The organism is Streptosporangium sp. NPDC020145 (assembly GCF_040631275.1).
Lineage (GTDB): Bacteria > Actinomycetota > Actinomycetes > Streptosporangiales > Streptosporangiaceae > Streptosporangium.
This window is the reverse complement of sequence record NZ_JBEXZT010000003.1, coordinates 340,846-361,285: the sequence shown is the minus strand read 5'-3', so window position 1 is coordinate 361,285 and position 20,440 is coordinate 340,846. Positions and strand designations below refer to the sequence as shown.

Here is a 20,440-nt window from a genome sequence, read left to right as displayed (position 1 = left end):
GGTATACCGTGTGATCGGGCCGGGCCGCGTCACCGGTGCCGGGAGGGGCAGGGGTGGGTGTGAGCAGGCAGCTGGTCGTCCGTGTCGCCCACCACGAGGAGGCGCGCTGCGCCGTGCTCACCGTCGAGGGCGACATCGACCGGACGTCGAGCCCGCTGCTGCGAGAGGCCATCAGAGGGCTGGTCCAGGAGAGCCGTCCCAGGATCGTCCTCGACGCGGGAGGCATCACCTTCTGTGACTCGAACGGCCTGCGCACCCTTCTCGGCGGGATGGCCATGACCTGCGAGGCGGGCGGGTGGATGCGCCTGGCGGGTGTGCGCGGCCCCTTCGAGCGGCTGCTGCGGATGACCGACCTCTACGGCTTCTTCGCCGTCGACTCCGACGTGGTCGGCGCGCTGCGGCAGGCGTCCGAGGGGAGCGCCCCGAGCCCGGAGTGAGGGGTTGACGGGGCCGGCGCGAGCCGTACTATGACGTAGAGTAATCGTCGATTGACGCACCGTTTCCGGATGTGGGCGCCTCCGGTCGTCCATGGCGTTTCGCCGGTCTCCGGGATGAGAGGCCGCTCCGCTCGCGGGTCGTCGAGAGCCCGAAGAACGCTCAACCAGGTGTCTCCCCGGCTCTGCCATGCCGCCTCACGCCGCCCCATGTCACGGCCGCGGTCATGCCTGGCCGTACGTCCCCCTCGGCCGATGGAGAGCGGTATGCGTCGGTTGCGAAAGGTCATCACGTCGATCCTCTGCGTCCTCGGCGTGCTCACAGGTGACCTCACCGTCCCCGCGGCGGGAGCGGGAACGGCTGTCCCCGACCGCTGGGGGTTCGCCTTCGTCAACACGCCGAACGGCGTCCCCACCCTCGCCCGCCAGGCGGGAAGCTGGCCGCCCGGCCCGGTCGTCTCGATCCTCACCCCGGCCGGAGGTCCGACGTACGTCAGGTTCCCTCGGCTGGCGACCACGGGCGGCGTCGCGCACGTCACGGCCGTCTCCCCCCGCCCCGAGTGGTGCCAGGTCCTGTGGTGGGGCCCCTCGGGCGCCGACCTGCTCGTGGCCGTACGGTGCCACCGGTACGGCGGCGCCCCGGTGACCGTCCCGTTCACCGTCCTGTTCGAGGAGAGCGTCCCGCAGGTGGAGGTCGTGGACGGGAAGGCTTTCGGCTACGTCCACCACGACGGCGTGGCGGTCGTCTCACGCGCCAACTCCGCGGCGGGTGAGAACACCGTCACCGCCGGGCCTGCGGGCACCTGGGACGTCCTCATGCCCGGCCTCGGCACGGCGCGGAGGACGGGCGGCCTGCAGGTGACCGCGGTCGATCCCGAGCGGCCCGCGCGCTGCAAGGTCGCCGCCTGGACGTCCACGGTGGCAGGGCAGAGCGTCCGGGTGCGCTGTCACGACGCGGCCGACACCCCCGTCGGCACCGGCTGGACGCTCACCTACCAGCGTGAGCGGGCCATCACCGGGGCGGCGCTCCCGTCGGAGAACTTCGCCTACACCTTCGACAACCTCCCGGACGACGCCGGGCCGTACTCCCCGCGGCCCGGCGGGATCAGCCACAACTCCCGCGGGGCCGTCAACACCGTGCGCTCCGCGGGAGCGGGGCTGCGTCTGGTGACGTTCCCGCAGGTCGGCGGGCTCCTCGACCACGTGCAGGTCACCGCGTACGGACCCGGCCCCGAATACTGCAACCTGCCGGCACCGTGGAACACCGGCGCGCTCGCGGTGACCGTCCGGGGCGTGGCCTGCTACAACGGTCTCGTCAGGACGGCCCAGGCCTTCATGGTCACCTACGCCTCCGCCGGGTAGGGACCGGTCCCCGGCGCCCCTCACATGTTGATCATGTGTCCGGCCAGGCCGTGGATCGCCTCCTTGACCGCCTCGCCGAGTGTGGGGTGGGCGTGCACGTTGCGGGCGACCTCGGTGACGGTCAGGTCCCACTTCTGGGCCAGCGTCAGCTCGGGAAGCAGCTCGGTGACCTCGGGGCCGATCAGGTGGGCGCCGATCAGCTCGCCGTGCTCACCGTCGCTGATGATCTTCACGAAGCCGACCGCGTCCCCGAGGCCGTGGGCCTTGCCGTTGGCGCTGAAGGGGAACTTGGCCACCTGGACGTCGTAGCCGAGGTCACGGGCCTGTGCCTCGGTGTAGCCGAAGCTGGCGATCTGCGGCTGACAGTACGTCGCCCTGGGGATCATGACGTAGTCGAGCTCCATGGTCTCGGCGTCCGCGATGGTCTCGGCCGCGATGATCCCCATGGACTCGGCCGCGTGCGCGAGCATCAGCTTGGCGGTCACGTCGCCGATGGCGAAGATGTGCGGCACGTTCGTGCGGCAGCGCCCGTCCACGGCGATGGCGCCCCTGTCGGTCAGGGCGACCCCGGTGCGTTCGAGGCCGTAGCCCTCGACGCGGGCCTTGAAGCCGATGGCCTGCAGCACCTTGTCGGCTTCGAGGACCTCCTGCCGCCCGTCGCGCGAGACGGTCACCCGCACCTTGTCGCCGGACTCGTCGATGGACTCCACCCGCGTCGAGGTCAGCACCTCGATGCCGAGCCGCCGGTAGTGACGTGCCAGCTCGGCGGAGACCTCCTCGTCCTCAAGCGGGACGAGCCGGTCGAGGAACTCGACGATCGTCACCTTGACGCCGTAGTTGTGCAGGACGTAGGCGAACTCGACGCCGATGGCGCCCGCCCCGGCGATGACCACGCTGCCGGGAAGTTCCTCGCTGAGGATCTGCTCCTCGTAGGTGACGACCCGGTCGGTGACCGACGTCCCCGGCAGCAGCCTCGTGGTGGCGCCCGCCGCGATGATGCAGTGGTCGAACGTCACCGTCTGCTCGCCGCCGTCGGCCCCGGTCACCCGCAGCGTGTTCGCGTCGGTGAACTCGCCCCGGCCCTCGTACTCGGTGATGCCGTTCTTCTTCATCAGGTAGTGCACGCCCTTGACGTGCCGGTCGGCGACCCTGCGGCTGCGCCTGAACGCCTCGCCGTAGTCGAAGGTGACCGTGCCCTCGACCCGGATGCCGAAGGTCTTGGCCTCGTGGTTGAACAGGTGGGCGAGTTCCGCGTTGCGCAGCAGCGCCTTCGACGGGATGCACCCCACGTTGAGGCACACCCCGCCCCAGTAACGTTCTTCGACGATCGCCGTGCTCAGGCCCAGCTGGGCGGCGCGGATCGCCGCCACGTACCCTCCGGGGCCCGCGCCGAGGACCACGACGTCATAGTGAGTGCTCATGGATCGGACACTATTGAACGGCGGGCCGCTCCGCTCACAGGGGGTGGCGTTCCCGTGAGGTGAGGGGGGCCGGTCGCCACCCCCGCCGGATTCCGCGCGCGGGTTCGCTTTTCAGGCGGTTCGCGATCTCGTCGTGTACCGGCCGGTAGGCCGCGGCGGCGGTCAGGGCGGCGGACTGGAAACGCCCTCGGGCCTCCCGCAACTCGGCGGCGATCCTGCGGCGCCCACCGGGCAGCAGCCGTACGGGGCGCAGCCTGGCCCGTTCGTGCTCGGCGCGCAGCGCGGCGCCCGCCTCGCGCAGGGTCATCACGTACTCGACCGCGGCCTGCCGCCACCGCCGGACCTCCTCGCCGGTGCACGGCACCAGGTGGCCGGTGCCGCGGTGGTGCAACGTGTAGAGGGAGGACATGCCGGGCGGCATGGGGGCGCCCTCAAGACCGCAGCGGCTCACGCCGACCCGGCCCCCGACGGGGGCGGGCGGCTGCGCCTCGGCCCTGTTCTTCAGGCCGACGTCGTAGAAGTAGGGGTAGACGGCGTTGTCGCGACGGCAACGGCGCAGGCGGCGGTTACGGGCGTTCCTGGTACGGATGTCCGAGGCCAGTTCGGACAGCGACGTGCCCTCGACGAGGATCACCATGCTCACGAGAGCGACGAACAGACCGAGCACGAGCAGAATGGTCTGGAGCATCGGAGCTTCCCTCCGGCGTTCGCGAGGATCGCGAACGCTTCGATGACTGGCTTTCCGGACAGTCACTTAAGCGTCAGATTCACGTGCTCGCACTATGGTCAGGCGATTACTCAAGCACGCCCCGTGCTTTCCCCGGCCATTATGCTTTTCCGGATTGTAGTCCCCGCCTCCCTTCATCACACAAGGACACCCTTGTTCGGATGTCGTGACATATCGCGCGGCCACGGATGGGCCTGGACGGGAGCCGCCGGGCGCGGGCCGGTTCACCCGGCCACCTACGCCTACACCCCGGTCTCGCCTTTCGTCCGGTCACGCGCCTACGCCCCGGCCCGCCTTTCGCCCGGCCACGCTTTCGTCCCGGCCAGGCCGGGGACATTCCCCGCCGCGAATCACCGGGTCTTTCACCGGGATGGGCGTCCCGGAATGCGGGTGGTTCCTCAGGCGGGCCCGTGACAACCGCTTCGGCGCCGTTTTCCCGTAACGGATGAGGCGGCGACGCCCTCGGCCGCTTAAGGCAAGGACGCTTTCCGGATAACCGGCGGGGCTTCTTCACGGTGGGCCCTCCACAAAGGGAAACACATGGAGTCGCCACTCGCGGGCCGACGCCTTTCCTGGCACGGCGTACCCCTGTGCCCGCAGGTCGCCGGGGCGGGTTCTGGTATGACGACGGGGTCGGTGGGGAGACCACGGACACGACCGAAAGCCGCGAACCGCCACGGGAGCACGTCATGACCGGAGCATCCACCGTCCTCTCCGCCGAGTCCCTGGGACGGGACGTCGGGGCGGTCGCGCTGGTGGACCACCACGTGCACGGAGCCCTGGCCACGGACCTGTCCAGGCGGGGGTTCGAGGAGCTGATCACCGAGTCCGACCGGCCGACGCCGTCCTGGATGACCCAGTTCGACTCCCAGCTCGGCTTCGCCGTCCTGCGGCACTGCGCGCCCGTCCTCGGTCTCGAAGCGCACACCGACCCGGAGACCTACCTCGCCCGCCGTACCGAACTGGGCGTCGAGGAGGTCAACCGGCGGCTGCTGACCGCGAGCGGGGTGGGCCACTTCCTGGTGGAGACCGGCTACCGGGGCGAGGAACTCCTCGGCCCGGCCGGGATGACCGAGGCCACCGGACGCCCCGCCGAAGAGATCGTCCGCCTGGAGACGGTCGCCGAACACGTCGTGGCCGAGGGGACCGACGCGGCCGGCTTCTCCGCCCGCTTCGAGGCGGCCCTGTGGGAGCGCAGCCGTACGGCACGCGGGGTGAAGACGGTCGTCGCCTACCGGCACGGTCTCGACGTGGACCCGGAGCCGCCGACCCTCGGCGAGGTGACGGCCGCGGCGGGCAGGTGGCTGCGGGAGGCCGAGCGGACGGGAAGAGTCCGTGTCGACGACCCGGTGCTGCTGCGCCACCTGATCTGGAAGGGGGTCGAGCGCGGCCTGCCGCTGCAGTTCCACACCGGCTACGGCGACCCCGACCTGGACCTGCGCCGCTGCGACCCGCTGCTGCTGCGCGGCCTCATCGAACGGGCGCAACCGAGCGGCGTCCCGCTGATGCTGCTGCACTGCTACCCGTTCCACCGCAACGCGGGCTTCCTCGCCCAGGTCTACCCGAACGTCTACTTCGACGTGGGGCTCGCCGTGAACCACACCGGGGCGCGCAGCGCGGCCGTCGTCGCGGAGAGCCTGGAACTCGCCCCCTTCGCCAAGATCCTCTTCTCCTCCGACGCCTGGGGACCCGCCGAACTGCACCACCTGGGCGCCCTGCTGTGGCGGAGCGCGATGACCCGCGTCCTGTCCGGCTTCGTCGCCGACGGGGAGTGGAGCAGGACGCAGGCCGTACGGGTGGCCACGATGATCGGCGCGGAGAACGCCCGCCGCGTCTACCGGCTGGAGGGGGAGCCGGGGGTCACGGTTCCGCGGTGACCAGCACCGGGCCGCCCCGCGGGTCCACGGCGGACAGCATGTCCGTAGGGACGCGGAACACCCGGCCCGGGGCCACCGGCCACCACACCCGCCTGCGCGCCACGACCCGGTCGCCCTGCCACAGCACCACGTGCGGGAGGCGGATGTGGCGATCACCCCACAGCAACAGCCGGCGCCGGGCGGGCACCGGGTCACCGGGACGCAGGATCTCCGGCGCGACCCACCGGAAGGGCTCCCCGGCCAGCAGCCGTACCCCCTCGCCGACCGGCCACGACCCGCCGTCCAGCCAGGTCGTGACGGGACGCGCCACATGGGCGCCGTCGATCGCCGCGACGTCGGCGGTGTCCACCGGGTGGAGCAGGTTGCCCACGGCGAACACACCCGGCCGGTCCGTGCGCAGCGCGCTGTCGACCAGCGGCCCCCGGGTGCCGGGGTCGATGGCGATCCCGGCGGCGCGTGCCAGCTCGTGGTCGGGAATCCAGTCACCGGTGAGGATGAGCGTGTCGCACTCGACGACCCGCCTGCGTCCCGTGTCGAGGTTCTCGACCTCGACCGCGCGCAGGTCAGGCCTGCCGATGATCCGGCTCACCCGGGTGCGGGTGGCGACCTCCGTCCCGAACAGCACCTTTCCCGGGCCGCTGAACACGGCGTAGGAGTCCGGCCTCGGATACTCGGTGGTCATCAGCACCGTACGGCAGCCCGCCTCCCGCAGCGTCAGCGCCGCCGACCAGCTGACCAGCTCCGCGCCCACGACGACGGCCCGCTCACCGACCCTGCCGTGCCTGAGATGGACGAGGTTCTGCAGGTGCCCGGTCGTGTAGACGCCACGGGGCCGGTCCCCGGGGATGAGCCGGGCCGGACGGGGACGTTCCCGGGCGCCGGTGGCCAGGATCACCGCCCCGGCCTCGACGAGGAGACGACCCTCGGGGCTGGTCACCTCGATCGCGCGCTCCCCGGACCACCCGGTCACGGTGGCGTTCGTCCGGATCGTCGCCCCGGCCTCCTCCGCCTGCCGGACAAGCTTGCGGGCGTAGGCGGGGCCGCCCATGAAACGCCCCATGTCCCTGACGCCGTAGCCGGGGTGGTCGCTGTGGCGGGGGATGCCGCCGGCCGTACTCTCGCGGTCGAGGACCAGGACCTCACCGCCGACCCGGGGGGCGAGCACCCGCGCGGCGCTCAGCCCGGACGGCCCCGCGCCGACGACGACCACGTCCGGGGTGAGGGTGGTGACGGTGTCGCTCATCGGTCGGCCTCCAGCAGGTTTCCGATCTCGGCGCCGCAGAAGAACCCCTGGCAGCGCCCGTTCATCGCCCTCGTACGGCGCCGCAACCCCTCAAGCCCGGCGGGCGGGATCGGTGAGATGAGGGCGTCACGGATCTCCCCCTCGGTCACCCGCTCGCAGAAACAGACCACCTTGCCGTAGGCGGGGTCGGCGGCGATCCGCTCGGCGTCCTGGTAGGGACGCAGGAAGGCCTCCCCGAGGTTGGGCATGCGGGGAGGTTCGGGCAGATCGGTCCTCGGCACGAGCGGCAGCCCGGCCTTGCCCGCCAGTTCGGTGACGTACCGGGCGATGGCCATGCCCGCGGTGAGCCCGGTCGAGCGGATACCGCCGACGAGGACGTAACGGTGCTCCGCGTCTGCCTCGATCAGATAGTCCTGGCGGTCGCTCGCCGCGCGCAGGCCCGCGTAGGTCGCGGTGACCTCCTCCCGCAGCAGCTCGGGCATGATCTTGCGCCCCTTCTCCAGCAGGAACTCAAGGCCCCGCTCCGAGGTCCCGGTGTCGGTCCGGTCGAGGAGGTCCTCGGCGGTCGGCCCGAGCAGGACGTTCCCGTAGACGGTCGGGCTGACCAGCACGCCCTTGCCGCGTGAGGACGGCACCGGCAGGATGATCCGGTCGGCCAGCGGGCGGGCGAGCTTGTCGTAGACCAGCAGCTCACCACGGCGCGGCGTGACGGTGAAACGGTCGTAGCCGAACAGCCGGTCCACGACGTCGGCGCCGAGCCCGGCCGCGTTGACGACCCAGCGGGCGGTGACGTCCCCGCCCGAGGTGCGCAGCGTCGTCGACTCCCAGTGCTCCTCGACGGTCAGGACCCGGTGGTTCAGCAGCAGCGTCACCCCGCGCAGGACCGCCTCGGTGGCCAGCGCCAGATTGGTCGTCCAGGTGCAGACGATGGACTCGTCGGGCACGGTCAGCCCGCCGAGAGCACCCTCACCCAGGTGCGGCGCCAGCCGGTAGACCTCCTCCGCGCCGACGATCTCCGTCTTGTCGTAGCCGTTGAGCTCGGCCTTCTCCTTCAGGCCCGGCAGCGCGTCGAGCTCCTCAGCGGTCCAGGCGACCAGCAGGGCCCCGGTGTGCTCGACCGGGATGCCCGTACGGGCCGCGTAGCCGGACAGGAGGTGATAGCCCTCGCGCACCAGACGGGATTCGAGGGTGCCGGGTTTGGCGTCGAAACCGGTGTGCAGGATCGCGGTGTTCGCCTTACTGGTGCCGTCGCCGACGTCGTCACGCGCTTCGAGCAGCGCCACACTCAGCTCGTGCCTCGCTAGCTCCCTGGCGATGGCGGAGCCGACGATGCCCGCTCCGATCACCGCCACGTCGAACGTGCCCACCCCCGTGGTGCTCACCGTTCCCCCTCCTGCTCCTGTCTCGTTGTGGTCGTCCGTACGGCCTCGTGCCAGCGGGCGCGGAACTCGGCCGCCCGCTCCGCCGGCCAGTGCGGCTCGTACGTCGTGGCCGGTTTCCACCCGCCGACCGCCTCCCGCAGCGGCAGGGCGGGGTCGAGCGCCGCGCGGGCCAGCGCGGCGGCGCCCAGCGGGGTCGCGTGCTCCGACGGGTAGACCTCGATCGTGACCTGTGCCAGATCGGCGACCGCCTGCATGAGCACCCGGCTGCGGGTGAGCCCGCCGTCCACCCTGAGCGCGCTCAGCGGCCGCCCGAGATCGGCGGCGACGAGGTCGCCCAGCTCGGCGACCTGCGCCGCGACGCCCTGCAGTACGGCCAGCACCAGGTGCCCCCGGCCGGTGGAGAGCGTCATCCCGGTGAAGGAGGCCCTGGCGTCCGGCCGCCACCACGGGGCGGCGAGCCCGGCCAGCGCGGGGACGCACAGCACGCCCTCGCTGTCGTCGGCCGCCACGACGTCGAGGTCGGCCGCCGAGCCGATCATGCCCAGGTCCTGCAGCCACCGTACGGCCGAGGCCGCCGTGTACACCTGCCCGTCGAAGCAGTAGGACGTCTCCCCCCTGACCCGCCAGGCGACGGAGGCGGCCAGACCCGCCGTCGAACGCGTGGCCGAGGTGCCGGTGTTGGCCAGCAGGAACGCCCCCGTGCCGAAGGTGCACTTCGCCTCGCCCGCGGTGAGGCAGTTCTCGGCGAGCAACGCCGCCTGCTGGTCGACGACCAGCCCGCACACCGGCAGGTCCCCGCCGAACGCGGAGGTCGAGCCGACCACCTCGTCGTTGGCGGCGACCCGGGGCAGCCGCTCCCCGCCGAGCCCGAACAGTTCGAGCAGCCCGTCGTCCCAGTTCGCGTCGTCGAGCCGGGTGACCAGCGACCGGCTCGCCGTCGAGACGTCGGTGACGAACTCCCCGGTCAGCCGGTGCACCAGCCACGAGTCCGAGGTGGTGACCACACCCTCCCCGGTCATGTTCTCCCGCAGCCAGGCCATCTTGGGCGCGGAGAAGTACGGGTCCAGGACCAGCCCGGTGGCCTGCGCGACCCGGTCGGCGTGTTCGCGCAGCCGTACGCAGATCTCCTCGGAACGGCGGTCCTGCCACACGATCGCGGTGGACAGCGGCTCACCCGTCGTGGGGTCCCAGGCCAGTACGGTCTCACCCTGGTTGGCCAGCGCCACGGCGTCGACGGGGACACCGGCCTGCGCGACGGCCCGCCGCCCGGCCTCAAGGACCGAGTCGAGCAGTTCCCGCGGGTCCTGCTCGACCCCGCCACCCGGCAGGTAGACGGGGCGCACCGGGTGCTCGGCCAGGCCGAGCACCCTCCCCTCACCGTCGGTCACGACCGCCTTGGTCCCCGAGGTGCCCTGGTCTATCGCCAGTACGGTCGTCATCGCCGGTTCACGTCCCCCCGATCCTGGGAGACGTCGTGCCCGGCGGCGGCGTCGGCGTCCAGCTCGGCGTCGATGGAGCGCATCTCCGGCATGGCCAGGCCACGCGCCCCGCCCCTGGTGGCGAGCAGGTAGACCAGGTAGGCGGCGCCGATCACCAGCATGATCAGCACATAGGTCCACGGGTCGGCGAACGAGGCGTCGCGGAACAGCAGCAGCTCGAACACCAGCCAGACCACCGCGACCATGACCACCGGGATCTCCCAGCGGCCCAGGTCGAAGCCCCTGCTGGGCGGCAGCGAACGGCGCTTGACCACATACAGGGCGACGGTCGAGGCGTAGATGATCGCGGGCAGCAGCGTCGCCGCGGCGAACAGCCCGAACAGCGCGTCCGTCCTGGTCGAGAAGATCGCCAGGATCAGCTGGCCGATGACGCACATGAGCACGGTCGCGTTCAGCGGCGTGCCGAACCTCGGCGAGATCTTCTGCCAGGCCTGCCAGCCGGGGAAGCGCTCGTCACGGGACATCGCCCAGACCAGGCGCACCCCGCTCATGAGGATCACCATGCCACAGGCGAAGATCGCGATGACCACCAGCACCAGCAGGGCCGTACCCACGACGGGGCCGAGGGTCCGGGTGATCACGTCCGCGATCGGCGTGTCCGACTTCGCCAGCTCGACCGGGTCCCCGGCGAGCAGGGTGACGGCGATGAGGAACAGGAAGCCCAGCACACCGGAGGCGAGGACCGCCTGCCACATGGCGCGGGGCACGACGCGGGCCGGGTCCTTGGTCTCCTCGGCCAGGTTGGCCGCCGACTCGAAGCCGACGATCGTGAACGCGCCGAGCAGGAAGCCCAGCATCCACGGGCCCGCCGAGGTGAGCGTGCCGAAGGACAGGTAGCCCTCGGCGGGGACGGCGCCGGTGCTGAAGAGGTTCGCGAAGTTGGCCTCCTTGGCGACGAACCCCACCCCGAGCAGCAGCAGGACCAGGGCGATCATGCCGGCCAGCTCGGCGGAGACGGCGAAGTTGTTGACCCGTTCGGTCCACTTCGTGGACAACCCGACCAGGAACGCCTGGGCGAGGATGACCACCCCGGTGATCACCCACGCGTTCAGCGCCGTCCCCTGGTAGTTCAGCAGCGCCGGAAGCACGGTCGAGGCGATGGTGTAGTCGACCGCGACCACCACGATCGCCAGGAACGTGAACGAGATCCAGCCGATGATCCAGCCCAGGACGGGATTGGCCAGGCGGGAGGTCCACTGGTAGGAGTAGCCGGTCACCGGGATGCGCGCGGCCAGGGAACCGAAGATGAACGCGACCGCGAGCTGACCGACGATCACGATCGGCCAGGTCCAGATGCCCGCGGGCCCTGAACTGTTCAGCACGGAGCCGTAGGTGGTGAAGATTCCCGTGGCGATCGAGACGAAGGCGAAGGCGACCGCGAACGACGCGAAACGCCCGGTTCCTCGCTTCATCGCCTGCTTGTAGCCGAACTCCTCGACGCTCGCCGTGGCCTGATCCGGGGACTCGTGTGGTGAATACTGGGGCATGGGTCCCAACTCCTGTGTTTCCTGTCAGATGGTGCATCGGCTGGGGATCCGAGCCGGGTGGCGTTGCCGCGCCTCCCGGCTCCTCGAACTCTCCGGCTCCTTGGTTTTTGAGGCTTCGGGCCCTTTGGGGCCTTCGTTCTGGGGCCCGGCTTTCTGGGTCTGGCCTTTTCGGTCTTGAACTCCTTCGGCATGGGACCCGTTTTGTGGATCTTCATGCCTGCTGTGGTCGCCCATACTTCGTTATGGGCTCCTTCTCCGCCTCGCGGCGCGTCCACCTGGACGATCCGTGCTACGGCGAAGGCCCGCAAGCAGGCCCAGGGCTCTCCGGGACTCGGACTTTCCTGGGTCTCAGGCTTTCCGGGTCTCAGGTTTTTCTGGGTTTCAGGCTTTTCTGGGTCTTTCAGGCTTTTCTGGGTCTCAGGTCGCGGGACCTGGCGTCTGGGCCGTTTTGGCGTCTTGCCGTACGGCCTCAGGCCTTCTTGGTTCGCGGTCTCGCGGTTCTCGGGGCTCTCGAAGGTCCCGCGGGTCTTGTGGCTCTCACGGCAGGACGACCACCCCGCCTCCGCGGGTGACGGCGTCTCGAATGCTCGGTGGTGGCTCGGTCTCCGTGACAAGTCCGGCGAACTCCTCGATACCCGCGACACGGTGCCGGGCGATCCTGCCGAACTTGCTCGAATCGGCCAGCACGAAGGAGCGGGCGGCGTTGCCGTGGATCGTCCGGCGCACGGCGATCTCGTCCAGGTAGTAGTCGGTCAGCCCGGCGACGGCGTCCACGCCTCCCGAGCCGAGGAAGGCGACATCCGGGTTCAGGTCGGCGAAGAAGGCCTGCGCCAGGGAGTTCGACAGTGCGAGGTCACCACTCCTGAGCCGGCCCCCGGAGACGAGGACCTCGACGCCGGGGCGCTCGGAGAGCTCGGCGGCGACCAGGAGGGAACACGTGGCCACGGTCCCGGTGAAGTCGAGCGGCAGGGCACGGGCCACGTCCACGGCGGTGGTCCCCACGTCGATCACGATCGTCTGGCCCGGCCGTACGAGCGCCGCCGCGGCCCGGCCGATGTGCCGCTTTGCCTCGGCGGCGGTTCCGGTCCGCTCGGTGAAGGGCGCCTCCTCCCCGGAGGAGCGCCCCGAGGCGACCGTCGCCCCGCCGTGCACCCGCGCCAGCCTCCCCTGACGTTCCAGCAGGACGAGGTCGCGTCGGATCGTCTCCACGGAGACCTTCAGCTCGCGCGCCAGCTCCTCGGTGCTGACGACCCGGGAGGCCCGCAACGCCTCTCCGATCCGCGAGTGCCGCTCAGCGGGCAGCATGGCTGCCCGCTTCTGTGGATTTCTGTGCCTCCATGACGGGAAGTATGGTTCGCTGTGGTTTAAAGGTCAATGCAGAAGATTGAGACAAAAGAACTTTTTGTCCAAATCTTCACCAACGTGGGGTGGTTCGTGAGCTGCAGGGGCACGTGTGACCGGTGATGTCGGCGGCCTGTGGCAGCTTGGCGGGCGTAGGGCCTTCCTTGGGACCGCAGACACCTCCCGGCCCGCCGGGGTTCAGGGCCTGGGCCTTCCTGTGGGTCTTCATCAAGCTTCCCAGGCCCCCACGTGCCTGCCGGGCTTGAGGTCTTCGCTGTGGGTTTTCGCGGACCTAGGGACCCTGGGCCACGTGAGGCCCTGGGGTCTTCGCTGCTTAGCCTCTCCCGTGAGGACCTGCCGTGTGGCCTTCTGTGAGGTTTTTGCGGGTTGGTCTCCCAAGGTTGGGGTCGGTCGGCCTCCGAGGGCCGTGGTCAGGAGGACGGTTTCCGCCACACAATGACGCAGACCAGGATCCCTTCTCTCCCTGTCCGCGACCCTCACGAAGGCCACATCGTCGACATTCGTCCACAGGTAAAGGCCGTCCCGGAGCAGCGTGCCCGAAGGCGTGCCCAGCGGGCGGACCCACCCGGGCCCAGTGCGGCCCGGGTGGGCGCCTTCGGCGCGGACCACACTACGAAGACAAGAGCCGGGCTGACCCTTTGCTTCCACACAAGGCCATCTCTTAAGTTTTGTCCGAATAGCGGAGAAATATCAGGACGCGTTACGGTATGTGCGTGCCTTCCGTCCTCGTGGAGCTGACACGCCTTCGGAGGACGCCGGACGTCGAGGGAGTGAGCTTTCTTGGCATCACGCTGCCTGTACCAGGCGTCCGTCCGGAAACTGGCAGAACTCATTGAAAGTGGCACTCTCATCAGGAAACTCCGGCGCAGTTTCCATGAGATGTTCGGCGAGATGCCGGATCCCAGAGAAGTCGAGTCCTGGGGCAACAGCATTCCTGCAGCCGTCTGGCTCCTTCTCGAGGCGGAACTCGACGACGTGCAGGTACTCCTGGAGATGAAGACGCCCATCACCGACGTGCGGATTGACATGGTCCTTGTCGGAACGCATCCCAGCACCGGAACCATGTCGGTTGTGGTGATCGAGAACAAGCAGTGGTCGTGGGCGAGGCCGGTCCCGGACTCCGAGATGGTCTACGCGCCGGTGTCTCCCGGGCGCCCCACCCTTCACCCACTCACCCAGGCCTGGGGATATCGCCAGGTCCTCCTCGACTTCATCCCGCTGCTGCGGACGGCTGAAGTCTTCTGTTTGGTGAACATGCACAACGCCCCTGATGGGGAACTGCGGTCGGTTCAGCTAACCGTTCAACCGTTGGGCGAGACGAAGAAGATGTATCCCTGGACCCGGATGTATGGAAAGGACCGAAGGGACGAGTTCAAGCGGCTGCTGAAAAAGGTCATCTGCTCAAGAGAGGCGGTTCGGCACGCACAGGAACTACTGGAGGCTCCGATCCGGCCCACAGAGGACCTCATGTCATTGGTTGCCGAGAGCATCCACCACAGGCCGGTGTTTCCGCTGCTGGACGAGCAACGGGAGGCGTATGACTACGTCAAGGCCCGGGTGACCGCGAGCCGGCGGGGTGGGCACAAGGAGATCGTCCTGATCGTGGGCGGACCAGGAACAGGCAAGAGCGTGATAGCGGTCGAACTGCTCGGCCTTTTGAGCCGCAGTGGTGTTCACGCTGTTCACGCGACAGGAAGTCGATCCTTCACCACGACGCTCCGGGAGATGGTGGGAGGGCGAACAGAACGTCCATATCGAATCTTCAGCTACTTCAACAGCTTCACTCAGGCCAATGAGAACGAACTGGAGGTTCTGATCGCGGATGAGGCACACCGTCTTCGGATGGGACGCCGGACGAGTCGCCATCAGAATGATGCCGAGTTGATTCAAGGACAGCTCCGTGAACTGGTCAGAGCTGCCCGCGTACCGGTTTTTCTGCTTGACGAGCACCAGGTGGTCCGCCAAGGGGAGGTGGGATCTGTCGCTCTCATCAAGGAAACCGCTGCTCAGATGGGACTGGGAGTCCACCAGATTGACCTCCGCCACCAGTTCCGATGCGGAGGCTGCCCCGAATACGTCCGGTGGGTCGAGCAACTCCTGGGACTGGACCCCGAGTTCCTCAGTCCTCAATCATGGCAGCCGATCGACACCTTCGAACTGTACGTCGCGCGTAGCCCCGCCGCCCTGGAGAACTTCCTGCGTACCAAGGAGGAGCAGGGAGGTACCGCTCGGATCGCAGCGGGATTCTGCTGGGAATGGAGCGAGCCCAGACGAGGCACTCTTGCCGACGACATCGTGATCGGCGACTGGCGGCGGCCATGGAACCTGAAAGCCAGAGAAGCGGTCAATGGCATTCCGCCCTCGGATCTGTGGGCGACGGACAGTGGCGGGTTCGGCCAGATCGGCTGCATCTACACGGCCCAAGGCTTCGAGTACGACTACGCGGGCGTCATCTTCGGGCCGGATCTCATATGGACAGGACAGGCGTGGAGACCCGATCCCGCAGCGAACAAAGACTCGGCCGCCAGGAACTCGGAGAACTTCGACCGCCTGGTCCGTAACACCTACCGAGTGCTGGCCACCCGCGGCATGCGCGGCGCCGTCCTGCACTCAACCGACCAGGCCACCATCGACATGCTTGTCTCTCTGGGGGTCCCCGTTCTGGAGTAGTCAATTATCACGTTCGTGGGGCTTTAGCCCCGAAGGGAACCGGTTCTGACTGGTAACTCGCCACGGGATCAGTGCCTCCTCAAGGGATGCCATGTCCGCGGGATGCGCACATTCCATTTCGTTCGTTCGCAGAGCATCCGTGTGACGTATACCGCCGAGTCCGCATAGTACGAGACCCTGCCCATGGCAACTGCGCCCTCCGATTCCTGGGCGTTGCTCCGGCAGCGCCATCAACCGCTTCGGCTTCCTGGGAATCATCTGCATCAACCCGTTTGCTCGGCCGACCTCGGCAGCACTACCGGCTCACAGTGGGCGCCGCCGAGCTCAACGAGGTCGAGCTCAACGCGCTGTCGGTTGACGACGTCGAGCTGGAGGTTCCTTGAGCGGGGGGTCCGTTGAGCGCGGGCAACCTCCACCCCGTCGTCAACACCGTCGGCTGGCCGGGACTGCGGCCGCTGCAGGAGGCGGCCGTCGAGGCACTGCTCGCCGGACGCACCTGGCGGGTCACCTACATCGACTGGTCACGGCGGCGGTGCTACGTCGAGGCCGCCGACGGCCACGGCAGGGCCCGCTGGGGCGGAACCGGCTACGGTGGGCTGTCCTGGGCGTTGACCCGGGCCATGCGCGAGGTCCTCCTCGGGGCCGACCCGCCCGTACGGCTCAGCCGCCGGGCGGTCGAACGGCTCGCCGTTCTCAGGGAGGACGCCGTCGACACCGTCCATCCCGGCGGGACGGTCGTCACCAGAGATCCTCTGATGGATGACGTGCGCTGGTGGACCTGGGCCGACTTCCGGGCCAACGCCACGCTCGCCGCGACCCTGGAGGGCGTCCGGTGCCCGGTCAGCGTGTCGACGAGGCGTCCATTCGGCTGTGGAGCGACCTCACCCCGAGCTGTGGAAGGCGGGAACCGCCGACGCCGCAAACTGGCTCTGCCTTCCCGAGGTGGATGACAAGGCCCTGCACGGCCTGAAGTTCAGTGCCGCACTCCCCGAACGCCTCGCCGTCGCCACCCTGGCCACCCGCCTGGCCGACCTCGACGGCGCCGCCGCCGTACTCGGCGAACCAGTCCGCTGGTCGATCAGTTGACGGGAGCGGACGGCGACGTGTCCGCCGGAATCCGCGCATCTCGTGCGATCAACTCACCGAGAAACTCCCGGGTGGCATCGTCGACGGCGTAGACGACGATTCCCCTCAGCGCCCTCGTCAGCAGTACCTTGTAGGTGTTGCGGATCAGCAGGTTGAACTTCGGGTCGTCGACCGACCGCGCACTAACCTTCGGATCGCAGCTTCCGGCCCTGTTGGGTACGAGACGCCCGCCACGGGCCACGAGATCGGGTCCGATGATGACCCCGGCCCAGTCGAACTCGAAGCCCTGGGCGGTGTAGACGCATCCGATCTGGTCGAAGCCGCCGTCCGCCAGGGCCCAGTAGGGCTGGGCGGGAGCGTTGCCGATGTCTTGGAGGCCCTTCACGTTCCATGGGCGTTCCCATCCGTTGATCCGAACGTCGGGAACAAGAGAACCTTCGACGGGGTCGCTCCACGGCCAGCAGAAGCCGGCGGTGATCCGGGTGGTGTGGCCCATGCGCATCTTCTCGCGGAGGAACGACTCCATCGACTCCGGAGTTTCGGCCAGCCTGACCTCGAAGCGTTCGTCTCCGGGCCACTTCGCGGGCCTGGGCGGCGGGTCGTTCGAAGGCAGTCCGAGTAGGTCGAGGACCCACTGGTCGTAGCGTGCGCTGCCGCCGTACCGGAACTGTTCGGACAGGTGGACATGGGTGAACCCGAGCCCCGTTGCCAAGGCGTAGTTGTGGATCATGGCGAGGCTTCCGATCTCGCCGGGCCTGATGACCTGGTGCTCGTCGAGCAGGAAAACCGGCACATAGGCCGCGTTCACCAGTTCCTCGATCTGGGGGCGGCAGGTCTCGAGGTGTTTGAGCGAGGGATCTGCTGTGGATGTCTCGCGGAGGCGATGAGCCTCGTCACAGATGAGGGCGATCTGCCTTGGCCCCCGGTCCTCGATGAAGCTGTTGAAGTACTGGAAGAGGTGCTGTGGCTGGGGGTGGTCCTTACCGGCGTATCTCTGCAGGCTCATGGTGAACGCCTGGGAGCCGGTGGCGATCGACGCCTGGACTCCTCGCGCGCCGAGATCGCTGAGCAACTGTACGGCGATGGCGCTCTTTCCGCTTCCGGGGCCACCGGTGACCGCGACGATCCGCCGGAGCCTCGACCTGCGAGCCTCCTCGACCGCGTTCATCACCTGTTCGTAGGCGACCTGCTGCTCGTTGATCAGCGTGAAGTGGTGACGTTGTTGCATGACGTCAGCGGCATAGAGCATCAGAGGCACGGCCGGACCCTCGACACCTCCCAGCAGGCGGTCGGCGGCGTCGTGCCCAGGAGCCGGGGAGAACCTGCCGGTGAGGTATTTGAGAAACGCCCCCCGTGTCGTCTGCGTGAAGATTCTGGTGTGCTCATCGACGGCCAGAGGAAAAGGTCGGCGACGGCGACTTCTTCTGCATTGTGTAAATAGGCGACGCCGCCGATACGTGTCGGGTCTCCATTCAAGTGCCCGGCGAGGGCGACCAGCAGGTCGCAGTAGCCTCTGAGCTGGACAAGCGGGTGTTTGGGGTTGTTTCGTAGGTAGGGCACGCGCACACGGTCGGGATCGTCGTCGCAGAGATTCGCCTTCCCCCAACGCTTCAGCTCCACCGCCACGTAGGTGTCCCGGCCTGTGTGGTCGACCCCCGTGAGGACGACGTCGGTGCGACTGCGGTTGACGAACTCGGACTCGATGAGCATCTCGACCTTGCCGAGTCCTGCCTCGACGAGGTCCTGCGCGAGTACGGGAAGGCTCTGCTTCCACGATGTCACCTCCGAGGCCCTTGCCTCGCGAATCTGGTCCTTCAGCTGTCCCGCGATCTGGTCTATCGGAGAGGCGAACAGACTTTCCGCGGTTGTGCGGTAGCCCACCTTCACGAACGCGCCCCCCGATAGCAGAAAGATTCACGGGGAAGCGGAGGCGTCCGTTATTGCCGAATTGGCTGGAGCTCGCCGAACCCGTCTCGTTGAGACGGAGCATATCGCACTATGAAGGGTTATATAGATTTAGTCCATGTTGGCTTTGATATGGGGGGTTGTGTCCCATTAGGTTCGTGAGGAAACGCTGCGTTTCCATGTCGGACGACAGGAGGATGGTGCCGATCATTCCCCGAGTGAGGAGAACCTTGTAGGTGTTGCGGATCAGTCGATCTGCCTCCTCGTCCGTGACGCGTTTGGTAAGGGCGGGATCCTTGCTGCCCGTCCGGACAGTGATCAGCCTGCCGTCGCGGTAGACCAGGTCGGGGCCGATGATCACGCCGTTCCAGTCGTATTCGAAACCCTGGGCGGTGTAGACGCAGCCGACCTGCTCGAAGCCGCCTTCCTGGGTCGCCCACAGGGCGCTGGCGGGGGCGTCGCCAACGGCCCGTTCGCCCTTGACGTTCCACGGGCGGGACCAGTCGTTGACGCGGACGTCATGAACGAGTGTGTCGTCCTTGTTGGGGTCGCTCCACGGCCAGCAGAAGCCGGCCGTCATTCGGGCGGAGTATCCCTCGTCCAGCTTCGACCGCAGCAGGGCCTCGAGCTCCTGTGGCGAGTCCGCCGGGGAGACCTCGAAGTGACCGTCGCCCTGCCAGGGCGTCGGTCCGCCGTCCTGCAGGCCGAGGAGCCGCAGCACCCACTCCTCGTACGCCCGGCTGCCGCCACAGCGGAACTGCCCGTCGAGGGAGACCTCGTGGACCCGGAAGCCCCGCCCCTCGGCGTGGCTCCTGATCTCGGCGACGGTGCCCAGCTCGCCGGGCCGTACGACCTGGTGCTCATCCAACAGGAAGACGGGGACCCGCGCGGCGTCGATCAGTTCGTCGAGCTGACGGCGGTCGCTGCGCAGGCGGGCCGGGGTGTAGCGGTTCTGCGAGGTCTCCCGGATGCGATGGGCCTCGTCACAGACGAGAACGTCGAGGCCGTTGCGCTCGGCCTGCACGAAGCTGTTGAAGTACTTGAAGAGGTTCTTCACCTTCGAGGAGCCCTTGCCGGGGACGCGGCGCAGTGTCTCGGTGAAGGAACGGGAGCCCGTGGCGTGCATGACGGCGCGGCCTTGGCGGGACAGCTCGCCCAGCAGGGACAGGGCGATGACGCTCTTGCCGCTGCCCGGGCCGCCGCTGACGACGACGACCTCCTTCGAGTCGGCCTTTCGCGCCCTGCCGACGGCGTTCAGGACCATCTCGTATGCCAGCTTCTGCTCGGCGAGAAGAGTGAACTGCTTGCGGTCTCTGATCTCTTGGGCGGCAAGCTTGAGGAGCTGCTTCGAGGGGCGGATCGCGCTGTCGAGCAGCCGGTCGGCGGCGTTCGCGCCCGACGCGGGGGCGAACCGCTCGCGGAGGTAGTCGAGGAAGGCGCCGCGACGGCTCTTGGTGAACAGACGCGTCCGCTCGCTCCACACACCCGCATAGAGATCTTGGACGTCCAGGTCGGCCGCGTTGTGCAGGTAGGCCACACCTCTGATCGCATCAGCGTGATTCTCGACAGCGCCGACGAAGTCGGCGATGTAGTCGCAGTAGCCCTCGACCTGGATCGCCGGGTGCAGTCGAGGGCCGCCCGGCATGCCCTCGACGAGCACGAGCCCCGGATCGCCTTCGAACAGCTCCGCCTGGCTCCACTGCTTCAGCTCGACGACGACGTAGGCGTCGCCCTCCGTACGGGGGTCCACCCCCGCCAGCACGACGTCGGCACGCTTGCTGGTCAGCGGAAGCTGGTACTCGACCAGCATCTCCACCTTGCCCAATCCGGCGTTGACCAGGTCCTGGGCAAGGACCGGCAGGCTGTGATCCCACGACTTGATCTCGGCAGGGGAGGGGAAGACGCGCGCGGTCCTTCTGAGATGCTCGGCGATGAGCTCACCGAGCCGTTTCTCCAGGACCGATCCGTCGGTCGTCAACTTGGCC

At 68.6% G+C, this 20,440-nt stretch carries 16 protein-coding genes; 6 read left to right on the top strand and 10 right to left on the bottom strand.

What is annotated here, in order from left to right:
- Positions 1-59 precede the first annotated feature (59 nt).
- Together ABZ463_RS07155 and ABZ463_RS07150 are read left to right on the top strand one after the other, a co-directional pair.
- Entirely contained in the window at positions 60-437 is a 378-nt protein-coding gene (locus ABZ463_RS07155) for an STAS domain-containing protein (protein WP_362773954.1), read from the top strand.
- 264 nt (positions 438-701) lie between these two features.
- Positions 702-1,796 (top strand): hypothetical protein, encoded by a 1,095-nt coding sequence (locus ABZ463_RS07150; RefSeq protein ID WP_362773951.1) that lies wholly within the window; start codon positions 702-704, stop codon positions 1,794-1,796.
- A gap of 20 nt (positions 1,797-1,816) precedes the next feature.
- On the opposite strand, the gene lpdA is transcribed toward ABZ463_RS07150, so the two are convergent.
- On the bottom strand, positions 1,817-3,217 hold the full coding sequence (gene lpdA, locus ABZ463_RS07145; RefSeq protein ID WP_362773948.1) for a dihydrolipoyl dehydrogenase: 1,401 nt from the start codon (positions 3,215-3,217) through the stop codon (positions 1,817-1,819).
- Positions 3,218-3,251: 34 nt separating this feature from the next.
- Complete coding sequence (locus ABZ463_RS07140; protein ID WP_362773946.1) at positions 3,252-3,905, bottom strand: hypothetical protein; 654 nt, start codon at positions 3,903-3,905, stop codon at positions 3,252-3,254.
- Between the two features lie 728 nt (positions 3,906-4,633).
- Here ABZ463_RS07140 and ABZ463_RS07135 point away from each other — a divergent pair.
- Positions 4,634-5,821, top strand: coding sequence for an amidohydrolase family protein (locus tag ABZ463_RS07135; protein WP_362773944.1), 1,188 nt, complete (start codon positions 4,634-4,636; stop codon positions 5,819-5,821).
- Here ABZ463_RS07135 and ABZ463_RS07130 read toward each other — a convergent pair.
- The 5 genes from ABZ463_RS07130 to ABZ463_RS07110 form a co-directional block, all read right to left on the bottom strand.
- A complete protein-coding gene (locus ABZ463_RS07130) occupies positions 5,805-7,064 on the bottom strand; it encodes an FAD-dependent oxidoreductase (protein WP_362773941.1) in 1,260 nt (419 codons plus the stop codon). The two genes, ABZ463_RS07135 and ABZ463_RS07130, sit on opposite strands and share 17 nt — an antisense overlap.
- On the bottom strand, positions 7,061-8,446 hold the full coding sequence (locus tag ABZ463_RS07125) for an NAD(P)/FAD-dependent oxidoreductase (protein ID WP_362773938.1): 1,386 nt from the start codon (positions 8,444-8,446) through the stop codon (positions 7,061-7,063). The genes ABZ463_RS07130 and ABZ463_RS07125 overlap by 4 nt, the downstream gene beginning before the upstream one ends.
- Positions 8,443-9,885 (bottom strand): FGGY family carbohydrate kinase, encoded by a 1,443-nt coding sequence (locus tag ABZ463_RS07120; protein WP_362773935.1) that lies wholly within the window; start codon positions 9,883-9,885, stop codon positions 8,443-8,445. Before ABZ463_RS07120 ends, ABZ463_RS07125 begins: the two co-directional genes overlap by 4 nt.
- Positions 9,882-11,432, bottom strand: coding sequence for an amino acid permease (locus tag ABZ463_RS07115; RefSeq protein WP_362773932.1), 1,551 nt, complete (start codon positions 11,430-11,432; stop codon positions 9,882-9,884). Before ABZ463_RS07115 ends, ABZ463_RS07120 begins: the two co-directional genes overlap by 4 nt.
- A gap of 537 nt (positions 11,433-11,969) precedes the next feature.
- Complete coding sequence (locus ABZ463_RS07110) at positions 11,970-12,737, bottom strand: DeoR/GlpR family DNA-binding transcription regulator (protein WP_362773929.1); 768 nt, start codon at positions 12,735-12,737, stop codon at positions 11,970-11,972.
- A 936-nt stretch (positions 12,738-13,673) separates the two neighbouring features.
- Here ABZ463_RS07110 and ABZ463_RS07105 point away from each other — a divergent pair.
- The 3 genes from ABZ463_RS07105 (at position 13,674) to ABZ463_RS07095 (ending at position 16,550) form a co-directional block, all read left to right on the top strand.
- Entirely contained in the window at positions 13,674-15,464 is a 1,791-nt protein-coding gene (locus tag ABZ463_RS07105) for a DUF2075 domain-containing protein (RefSeq protein WP_362773926.1), read from the top strand.
- A 395-nt stretch (positions 15,465-15,859) separates the two neighbouring features.
- Positions 15,860-16,414, top strand: coding sequence for a hypothetical protein (locus ABZ463_RS07100; RefSeq protein WP_362773923.1), 555 nt, complete (start codon positions 15,860-15,862; stop codon positions 16,412-16,414).
- The gene (locus ABZ463_RS07095) at positions 16,407-16,550 is read left to right on the top strand and encodes a hypothetical protein (protein WP_362773920.1); all 144 of its coding nucleotides are present in this window, start codon (positions 16,407-16,409) and stop codon (positions 16,548-16,550) included. Before ABZ463_RS07100 ends, ABZ463_RS07095 begins: the two co-directional genes overlap by 8 nt.
- Here ABZ463_RS07095 and ABZ463_RS07090 read toward each other — a convergent pair.
- The 3 genes from ABZ463_RS07090 to ABZ463_RS07080 form a co-directional block, all read right to left on the bottom strand.
- The gene (locus ABZ463_RS07090; RefSeq protein WP_362773917.1) at positions 16,543-17,799 is read right to left on the bottom strand and encodes a DUF2075 domain-containing protein; all 1,257 of its coding nucleotides are present in this window, start codon (positions 17,797-17,799) and stop codon (positions 16,543-16,545) included. The genes ABZ463_RS07095 and ABZ463_RS07090 overlap by 8 nt on opposite strands.
- Complete coding sequence (locus ABZ463_RS07085; protein ID WP_362773914.1) at positions 17,799-18,437, bottom strand: hypothetical protein; 639 nt, start codon at positions 18,435-18,437, stop codon at positions 17,799-17,801. Before ABZ463_RS07085 ends, ABZ463_RS07090 begins: the two co-directional genes overlap by 1 nt.
- A 109-nt stretch (positions 18,438-18,546) precedes the next feature.
- Positions 18,547-20,433, bottom strand: coding sequence for a DUF2075 domain-containing protein (locus tag ABZ463_RS07080; protein WP_362773911.1), 1,887 nt, complete (start codon positions 20,431-20,433; stop codon positions 18,547-18,549).
- Positions 20,434-20,440 lie beyond the last annotated feature (7 nt).